The organism is Dialister sp., assembly GCF_051885895.1.
GTDB lineage: Bacteria > Bacillota > Negativicutes > Veillonellales > Dialisteraceae > Dialister.
Genome location: NZ_JBJEXP010000110.1, coordinates 11,481 through 20,016 on the forward strand (window position 1 = coordinate 11,481; position 8,536 = coordinate 20,016).

Consider the following 8,536-nt stretch of genomic DNA (forward strand, 5'->3'; position numbering starts at 1 on the left):
TCAGTAAATACCTGCCGGCCAGCCCCCTGCCCGCTTCGTAAACTTTCTCTCCGAAAAAAGTGGTGTGTCAACAGCAAAACAATTTGCCTTCTGCCGCCCTGCTGTCTCCCTACTTTCTCGGATGTTTTTTATCCATGTACATATTCCGGTCCGCTTCTGTAATGAGGGCATCAATATCCCTGATCGGTGCCGTGCGGATGGCATATCCCAGGGCCATGCTGATGCCGTCGCTTTGGAATCCCTGTTTCAGCTGCCGGGCCATGGCATTCACAATTTCCGGATTTCCTTCCTCCAGGGCCAGGATGAATTCATCTCCGCCTACCCGGAAGACATGATCCCTGCCTGCCAGAGCGGCCATGCGGCCGGCGGCGCTGCTCAGGGCATGGTCGCCGGCTTCATGGCCCTGGCAGTCATTAATGATTTTCAGACCGTTCATGTCGCCGAAAAGGAAGGCCCAGGTAGTGTTTTCCGGCAGAGTATGGGCAAAGTTCAGAAAAGCCCTGCGGTTTTTCACGCCGGTGAGCTGATCCCGGTAACTCCAGTCATTCAGCCGTTTCACCGTGTCCCTGTTTCGCATCATGATGGCAAGGAACCGAGTGAGGGTGGCCAGAAGAGGGCTGGCTTCCTTCAGTATTTGGGGAGAAGGATTCACAATTTCCGTATAGCCCATGGATTTTCCCGCAATGATCAAATGGCCGGAAATAAAGCTCCTGAGGCCCGGCATATAGCAGGAACGGGAGCCATATTTTTTCATGAAAGAGGATACATCCTCCACAATGGCTATCTGGTCGGGGCCGAAATGGTCATAAATGCACTGCACATCATCCCTCGGCATTTTCTGCAGCAGCGCTTTGGTGGAGGCCGTCCCCTGCCGGCACCATTCATAGGTGTTCCTTACGGTGCCGTCAGGCATTTCCTCAAAGATGCAGGCCTTTTCCGACTCCAGAATCTGCCCTATCCTGGCCAGCATGCGCTGGATGCCGTCCGACGGATTGGGCTCCCGCATTCCCAGTTCGATGGCGTCATTCACTGCCGCTTCCTTGAAGAGGAGTTCACTGCTCTTTCTATCCTGACGGGTAAACTGTCCCATGTCCGCTGCCGCTTCAAAGTGGCATCGTCTTCCTTCAAAGGGTACCAGGGTATGGTGGATGAGGAAATTCCGTCCAATTTTTTTGTTATGGGAAAGGACGGTGAAGAAACGATCGCGGCGGAGCAGGCTCCGGGGACATTCCTCGCAGGGCTCTTCATTCCCGCAGAGAAACCGGTAGCATTTCTGTCCCGTATAGTCAAAATCCGCAGGAAGGCCCAGGTCTTCCAGAGTCTTTTGATTGACATAGAGAAGATCATAGCTATTGAAATCGGTAATGATCACCCCTTCATCGGAGGTATCAAAAGTTTCCCGGTCAAAAGTAATCCGGTCGCCGGCATAGGCTGACTCCCCGTACCGTTCTTTTTCCGCTTCCTCCAGCCGGGAGGAAAGCATATGGAAGAAGGCATCCGGGCTTCCTGCCTCAGACCCGTAGGCCATGGCGTACTGCAGGTACAGTGTCACCGGACGGCCCTGTATTTCATGAATCCGATGAATGGCATTGGACATATCCAGCAGGCGGCTCCGCACACGGTAAGAGGCCGCATATTTGATCAGTATCAGGAAACGTCCGCTGCCCAGGTAGGCCAGCGTTTCCTTATAGGGGCAGAAAGTGAGGATAATGGAAATGAGACGGTCTAAAAGCTCCTTTTGGAAGGATGCGCCGTAAAGCCGGACGTTTTCCTCAAAGGCGGGAATATGAAGGGCTATGCCGATATAATCTTCTCCGTGCATCCTGTAATTATCATAGTAGGAAAGACCGTTCATCAGCATGCCCCGGTAGCCCAGAAGCCCCGTTTCCCGGTCCGTGATACCCAGCTTTTCATCCAGCTTTTCTGTGGAATCATCTTCCCTGTCTGCAAAATATCCTACCAGTCCGCAGATGCGGTTGCCGTCGTACACAGGCCGCTTGCTGGCCTCAATGCGGTGAATGCGTCCCCGGATAATGCACTCTCCCTTTTCTTTTCTGGAAATAAATCCTTCCTGCAGAATCTTTTCTTCCGTATCCCTGAAGGGTTCATTATTCACATGCCAGCCCATGTCTTCATCGGTTTTTCCGACAAGATCTCCTTCTTCCCTTATATCGTAACAGGAAAGGAAAGCCCGGCTGGCTCCCAGGAAACGGCGTTTTTCATCTTTCCAGAAGAATTTGATATCTTCCGATTTCTCCATGGCCTCCAGCACACGGCCCTTCATGACCAGCTCCTTTTCTTCCCCGTTCAGGGAAAGGCCGCAGGAAGAAGCCAGAAGGGCTGCTGTTTCCTTTGGATGGGCTGTTTTTTCAAGCGGTGCTTCCTTAAAGCAGATAAGAATATCCCCCTTTTCTTCCGGAGACAGGGTATTCACTTCCTGCCAGCCGTAGCTGCCGTCGCTTTTGCGGATACGGAAAATATCGGTGGCGGAAGACTGCCCCGACTGCTTCATGGTCTTGTACAGACGGCTTCGATCCATGAAGTTCAGAAACCGTCCACGGTCTTCCTGATGAATATATTTCCGCAGGGAAAGCCATTCCTCCCAGGTCATGGTATTTCCGGGATGCAGGAAGGAACGCTTTGTTCCAATGATTTCCACCCTGTCACTGTGGGCATGGTAAAGGTAAATGCTGTCATACAGAAGAGTCATATTGCGGAACATGCCATCCAGCCCGTCACTGCTGTCTTCCACTCCATCATCTGTGGACATATCGTAAACTTCGCATACCCCTGCATAGAGTCCCTTGAGCCCTGCCAGGATCCGCACACGGCACTTCATATACTGTCCATGATCCACGTAGACCATGGACTCATCCTTCCCCGATGCAACAGCCCGATCCACCAGAGCACGGAATTTAAGAAGATCCGGCGAATCAGAAGATTCCAGAGACCGCCCAACCGGAGACTGTCTTTCCGGCATCGGCACTTTCATTGTTTCCCGGAAAGTCCTGTTCTCCATGAGCACGGTGATTTTCCTGCCGTCGTCCAGGAAAATGGAAAGCGGCATGCCGGTCATCACGTTCAGCAGACCCGCCTGTTCCATCACCGCTTCTTCCCTTGCCGTTTCCGGCAGCAGATTTTTCTCCTTCATCAGAAGGCAGAGTTTTTCATAGGGCAGAGGACGGCTGTAATAAAAGCCCTGAATCTTTTCGCAGCCTGCATTTCGAAGGAAATCCACCTGTTCCTTCGTCTCCACGCCTTCCGCCAGGGTATGAACTCCCAGCGTCTTTGCCATAAGGAGAATAGAGCGGATAATTTTGCGGCTCTGCTCGTTTTCTTTCTGCTGGAAGGCCATATCCATCTTCAGCTCGTCAAAGTGGAAATTCTGCAGCACATTGAGGGAGGAGTAGCCGCTGCCGAAATCGTCCAGCCAGCATTCATAGCCTGCATCCCGGAACCGTCCGATTTCTCTTTTCAGCCTGCCTGTATCCAATGTCAGAGCCGACTCCGTCACTTCTATACGGAAATAGCTTCTGGGCAGCTCATATTTCTCTACAACATGCTCCACGTAACGGAAAGGCTCCATCACGTCAAAATCCACCCGGGACAGATTCACTGATACCGGAAGGATAGGACGGCCCGTTTTCTTCAGCTTTACATACAGCCGGGCTGTCTCCTCGATGATATAGGAATCCAGCCGGGGAATCAGCCGTGCCTCTTCCAGCACAGGGATAAAGAGACTCGGAAGCAGAGTGCCCTTTTCCGGATCATTCCACCGGGCCAGGGCTTCTACACTGCAAACCTTTCCTGTAAGAGCGCGCACCACCGGCTGATAATACACCTCGATGAGCCCCTTCTGCAGAGCTTCATCAAAGTGGCGAAGCACATAGGTCCTGTCCTCCAGCTCTTTTCCCATGGCCTCATCATAGGCTGCATACACCCGGCTGGCATCCCTTTTGATAGAGTCTGATGCGATTTTGGCCAGGTCAAATGCATTCCGTACCTGGCTGAGCGTCTGATCGCCCTCATCCCGGAAAAATACCATGCCCACCTTCACTGCCAGAGAACGGTCACCGGCATAGTCCCGCACATCCGCCGCCAGCTTCTGGAGGGATGATTCCAGATTCTCCCGGGGCGCCAGAAGCACAAAATTATCTGCAGACAGATGCGCCATAAGCGCCTGAGAAAAATACTTCTTCAAAAGCTCTGCCACCTTGCGCAGCAGGGCATCTCCCGCACGAATTCCCAGGCGGGAATTGTACATCTTGAAATTGGTAAGATTCACATACAGCGGCACCTGGCTGCCGAAGCTTTTTTCTGCCTTATCTGAAGAAGCCGCCTTCATGGCCTCCTGATAAAAGGCATGGCGTCCCATCAGTCCCGTCAGGTCATCCTGCTCCATGACCTCATCCTTCAGATGGCTGTTGATAAGACTTAAAAGCCATACCTTTCCGAAGCCCCTGTCCTCATAGATGCCCAGAACGCCCTCCAGACGGCGGAAATGTCCCTCCTCCGTCTTCATGCGGAAATTGAAATACCGATAGCCGTGCCCTTCTTTCTGCTCGTAAAGAACGGAAAGGGGAGTATAGTCATCCGGATGCACCATGCCCCGGAATGAATGGAATGCCTGACAGAATGATGATTCTCCCTCTGCATGATACATGCGGGCCATTTCCCGGTTGGCGTAAAGAATGCGCTCTGCGCCGTCCATGGAAATCATGCATACCCCGTTGGGGAAATCATCAAAAGACTCACGTCTTTCCTGTTCCTTATCTTCCATAACCAACTATCCCACCTGCCCTAAAAAATTTTAAGGAAAAAAGGCTGAGAATCAGCCTTTCACCTACTAATTTATTTTATTGTATAATTTTTTGAGGCGACTGTAAATTAAAAATTAAAGTACATAAGCTTAAGATTCAAAAGATTCGCAAGTCCCAAAAATGGTAAAGCACACTATGTAAATATTGACGGCTCACTGCCCGCTGCCTTCCGGGCCGAGGCAGGAAGAGCATTCCTTTCTCCCGCAGAAAGAACTTGGCTCTTTCCTTTTTCTATATACAAAAATGGCGCCCTTCAGAAGAGCGCCTCTTCTATTGATTTCCCTTTAATTGTCCATCATCCCCAGGGTTCCTTTTCGAGTCGGATTTCCTTTGAGAGCAGCAGAAGCATTTCATCTATGCTTCCCGTTTCGCTCCCGTAGGCAGAGGTGTAGGTAAGGTAGGGAGTACAGCTGCAGCCGCGGGCGGAATGGGTTTTATGGAGAACGTTTGCCAGGGCATCCATCCGTTTTCCTGTTTCCTTCCTGTCTTCTGCTTTCATCAGCACCAGGAAGGAGGTCAGGCTCACCCTGCCAAGGACTTCCTTCTGCGGAAAGGCTTCCCTGATTTCTTCGCTGACCTGTGCCAGCAGATCTTTTCTGCAGGCAGGGCCGTACACTTTCCCGAAGGTTTCAATTTCCGGAATATCCAGAAGTATGCCTTCAAAATCTTCCCCATGGTCATAGTAGGCATCTTCATACTGCTTTCCGGAAATAGCCAGCCCTTTCAGATTCAGGAAGCCTGTCTCCGGATCTGTGATACTGGCCAGACTGTTCCGTTCCAGTTCCGTTTTGTCCGCCTCCAGATCCACAAACCATCCCAGAAGGCCTGCAATGCAGTTGCCCTCGTAGTAGGGGATTTTTGTGGCCCGGATGAGGTGGATTTTCCCATGGATAATGCAGCGCCCCAGAACATTGCGGGAAATCCTTCCTTTTTCCAGCACGTTTTTTTCTTCCCGCCGGAAATCACTGTTGTCCACGTGCCAGCCGATATCTTCATCCGTTTTCCCCAGAATATCCGACTCGCCTGCCAGGCCATAATAGGAAAGGAAAGCCCGGCTGGCTCCCAGGAAGCGGCGGTTCCTGTCTTTCCAGAAAAATTTGAAATCCGCCGACTGCTTCAGGGCTTCCAGCAGCTCCCCCTTCATCTGCCAGTCCTTTATCTTATGCTGCAGGGTGCTGTGGGAATCGGCATACCAGGAAAGAAGCTTTTTACGGAATACCGGTGCCACCTGTTCCATGGTGGCATCTTTGATGCCATAAATCACATCTCCCGTTTCCTGCCGATTGCGGAACAGGGCATCTACCTCTTTCCAGCGGTAGCCCCCGTCATTTCCTATGATGCGGAAAACACCGGCGGCCATGGACTGTGGAGACAGGCTGATTTCCCTGTCCAGGTTCTTTGTCCGGATGAAGGCCAGAAAATCCTTCCTGTCATCGGGATGTATCCGATCCAGAATGCGGAGGCTTTCTTTCAGGGTAAGGAAACGGCCCGGTTCCATGGAGCTCATACTGGTAGTTACTACTTCCAGCATTCGTTTTTCCTGACGGTAGCAGTAAATGCTGTCGTAGGTTTTGGCCAGACTGCGGTACATGGCATCCAGGTCGTGAATGCGGCTTGTCTTTTCCTGCACAGTCATATTGTAGAAGCCGGCCCTTCCGGTATACAGGCCGCCGCTTCCTGCCAGAATTTTCATGGTACCGCGGATGAGCTGGCCGTTTTTCACGTAAATCATGGACTTCTCTTTCCGGTCGGACAGGCTGCTTTCCAACAGGGGCCGCAGATTCTCATAAGCGGAAACATGGTGGGAAATCACATTTCCTTCGTTCAGAATTTTTGGCTCCTTTACTACGGAATGGACTTCCCTGCGGAAAGATGCATTTTCCTGAAGAATGGTGAAATTCTCTCCGTCATCCATAAAGAGAGCCACCGGACGGTCCTCCATGACATTCACCAGTCCTGCCTTCTCCATGACCAATTCCTCCAGCGGCATTTCCGGCAGCAGACCGCCGGCTCTGCTCTTTTCCATCATATCTTCATAGGGCAGGGGCTTTCCATAATACCAGCCCTGAATCTTCTCACAGCCCATGCGGCGGAGAATTTCCGCCTGCTCTTTGGTCTCCACCCCCTCTGCCAGAGTATGGATGGACAGCTTTTTGGCCATAAAGACAATGGATTCCAGGATTTCACAGCTTTTTTCATTGAAATGGCGCAGGAATGCCATGTCGATTTTCAGTTCATCAAGAGGGAAATCCTTCAGCACATTCAAAGAAGACTGGCCGCTGCCGAAATCATCCAGCCAGCACTGATAGCCAGCATTCTGAAACCGCTGGAGCTCCGCCTTCAGCTTGTCCCCGTCCGTGGTAAGAGCCGACTCCGTCACCTCGATGCGGAACAGCTGGCGGGAAAGCTGATACCTGGCCACTACGGATTCGACAAAAGCAAAGGGATCCATCACGTCAAAATCCACCCGGGACAGGTTTACCGATACGGGAATAAGGATTTCCTTCTTTTTCTTCAGCTTTCTATACAGCCGGGCCGTCCGCTCAATCACATAGGCATCCAGTCGATATACCAGCCGCTGCCGTTCCAGCACAGGAATAAACGCGGAAGGCATAATCATACCCCGCTCCGGGTCCTCCCACCGGGCCAGCGCCTCCATGCTGCAGATTTTTCCTGTAAGCGTCCGCACTACCGGCTGGTAGAATACATGAATATAGCCCCGCTTCAGCGCCCGGTCAAACTCCCGCAGCACATAGGCTTCATCTGCCAGGCTCTGGCCCATGGACTCCCGGTACACCGCCCAGGCTTTGTTGCTGTCGCCCTTGATGGAGTCTGCCGCCATCTTGGCATAGTCAAACGGTTCCCGCAGATTTTCGGGACTCATTTTCTCAGCCGGTATATAGCCTTCTCCATACACTGCAGCCCCTGCTTTAAACTGTACCGCCGGATCCCCGATCCGCTCCCTGATGGCATCTGCCGCTTTATCCATATGGGAAAAGAAATCCGCCTTCTTCGGCAGCAGGATGAAATGATCCGCCGCCAGCCGGGACATGGGCGTTTCCGGGAATGCCTCCCGCAGGATACCTGTCATTTCCAGAATCAGCTCATCTCCTGCCTTGATGCCATGCTTGGAGTTGTAGGATTTGAAATTGGTCAGATTCACATAAAGAGGCACCCGCTGCCCCAGCAGTCCCTTCCTGACGTCCTCCCGCACCAGTTCTTCCGATACCCGGTAAAAGGAAATCCGATCCAGGAGTCCGCTCTCCCCATGCTGCATCAGGCCGACAGCTCCGGCCACCAGACTCACCACCCATACGGGACCGAAGACCGCATCCTCCCGAAGGGCCGCTATGCCCTCCGCTCCGCAGATACTGCCGTCATAGCAGCGCATGCGGAATTCCAGGCTTCCGCTCTCTCCCCGCCGGATCCACTGCCGGGAAATCCGTTGCAGGGACAAATCATCCTCCTTCACCGCCATATTTCTAAAAAAACGTCCTGTGAGTCCGCAGAACTCCTTCTCCGAATTACAGCGGTACATACGAATAAGCTCCTGATTCACCGCGAGGACTTTTTCCTCTTTATCTGCCGAAACCAGGCATACGCCGCCTGGAAATTCGTCCAGATAATCACTGAAGCCACGAGCTTCCTTCATCACTTCATCCCCTTTTTTCCAGGCAGCTGCCTGCCCTGCAGGCTTCTATGCAGGCGCAGTTCAG

Annotated in this window: 2 protein-coding genes; both read right to left on the bottom strand. The window is 52.3% G+C overall.

All coding sequences use genetic code 11. The annotated features are described in order from the left end of the window. Positions 1 to 109: 109 nt before the first annotated feature. Positions 110 to 4,780 carry an EAL domain-containing protein gene (locus ACI4N7_RS09355; RefSeq protein WP_439733094.1) on the bottom strand — a complete coding sequence of 1,557 codons (4,671 nt, stop codon included), beginning with the start codon at positions 4,778 to 4,780 and terminating at the stop codon, positions 110 to 112. A gap of 335 nt (positions 4,781 to 5,115) precedes the next feature. Further along, positions 5,116 to 8,472, bottom strand: a complete 3,357-nt coding sequence (locus ACI4N7_RS09360; protein ID WP_439733095.1) for an EAL domain-containing protein — start codon at positions 8,470 to 8,472, stop codon at positions 5,116 to 5,118. Positions 8,473 to 8,536: the final 64 nt, after the last annotated feature.

Coding starts and splice junctions, on each gene's coding strand:
- ACI4N7_RS09355 (WP_439733094.1), bottom strand. CDS start 4,780: ATGGAAGATAAGGAACAGGAAAGACGTGAGTCTTTTGATGATTTCCCC.
- ACI4N7_RS09360 (WP_439733095.1), bottom strand. CDS start 8,472: ATGAAGGAAGCTCGTGGCTTCAGTGATTATCTGGACGAATTTCCAGGC.